This window comes from Vibrio sp. Vb1574 (genome assembly GCF_033338675.1).
The window spans coordinates 812-2,225 of the sequence record NZ_JAWOTC010000097.1 but is presented as its reverse complement, the minus strand read 5'-3'; the positions used below and the strand labels follow the sequence as shown (position 1 = coordinate 2,225).

The following is a 1,414-nucleotide window of genomic DNA, read 5'->3' as shown; positions in this document are numbered from 1 at the left end:
TTGTGGAGCAGTAAGAAAGAAGGCAAAGCAAAATTTGGCAACAAGCCACTTGGTAAGCTGGATGTTGACCAAGGAGATAAAGATTCGGTTGAGCAAGAGCGCAGTTTCGCTCCTGCCCCTGAAGACGATTTCGAAATCATCCGTAAAGATCGCAAAGAACCAGACTTTGGGATGGAAAATACGTTTGATAGTAAGTTTGAGGCAGATCCTTTGCTTGGAGGTGTGGCAGAAGAAAAGCCTTCTGTAAAAGAAGAAGCCGAGGAAATCCCTTCTTTTGTCGCGATGAAAAACGATGTTGAAGATGTAGCAATTCAGCCGTCTGAAGTCGAAGAGCCAATGCAAGAGGTGATTGAAGAAGAGATTATGCCTTCTGCATTTGATGCGCCTAAACAAGAGATGGAAATGGTTGAAGAAGTGGCTCCTGCCGTTGTTGAACAACCAGAAGAACCAAAGCCAGAGCCGGAAATGCAAGTGATCGTGTTGAATGTTCATTGTGCGGGCGAAGAACCATTTATTGGCACTGAACTTTTTGACAGTATGCAGCAAAATGGTCTTATCTATGGCGAGATGCATATCTTCCATCGTCATGTTGATTTATCTGGTAACGGTAAAGTGCTGTTCAGTGTGGCTAACATGATGCATCCGGGCACACTTGAGCATGGTGATCCCGCAGAGTTTTCGACGAAAGGCATTTCCTTCTTTATGACGTTGCCTTGCTATGGCGAAGCTGAGCAAAACTTCAACTTGATGTTGAGAACTGCGCAGCAGATTGCGGATGATATGGGAGGAAATGTTCTCGATGACAAGAGAAACTTAATGACTCCTGACCGTTTAGCTGCTTATCGACGCCAAATAGTTGAGTTTAATGCGGCTAACGCATAATCTTACTACCCAATTATAAAAGGGCTCCGATTGGAGCCCTTTTTCATGGATTCCCAACCTCATCGATTGACAATATACGGGGCTTTACTATGTCTGAATCAGTACATCAACGGCTAGAAGAACTCAAAGAGTCGTTGCACTACCACGCCGTTCGCTACTACGTGGAAGATAATCCAGAGATTCCAGATGCAGAATACGATCGCCTAATGCGTGAACTGCTAGAAATTGAAGCTCAACATCCTGATTTAGTGACGGTTGATTCGCCAAGTCAGCGAGTGGGTGGTAAGCCGCTTTCTGAATTTAGTCAGGTGACACACGAAGTCCCAATGTTGTCATTGGATAACGCATTCGACGACAGTGAACTCGACAGCTTCCATAAACGTGCTCAAGACCGAATCGGTGGAGAAAGCATTAAGCAGTATTGTTGTGAACCAAAGCTAGATGGCTTAGCCGTGAGTCTGCTGTATGAAAACGGTATTTTAGTTCAAGCGGCAACGCGTGGTGATGGTACTACGGGTGAAAACATCACTGA

At 45.0% G+C, this 1,414-nt stretch carries 2 protein-coding genes; both read left to right on the top strand.

Annotation, left to right across the window (positions count from 1 at the left end; genetic code table 11):
* On the top strand, positions 1-882 hold an 882-nt coding region (gene zipA, locus R7O12_RS23745), incomplete at its 5' end, for a cell division protein ZipA (protein ID WP_318126485.1).
* 89 nt (positions 883-971) lie between these two features.
* Positions 972-1,414: DNA ligase LigA-related protein (locus tag R7O12_RS23740; RefSeq protein WP_411913089.1), on the top strand; the 443-nt coding region annotated here is incomplete at its 3' end.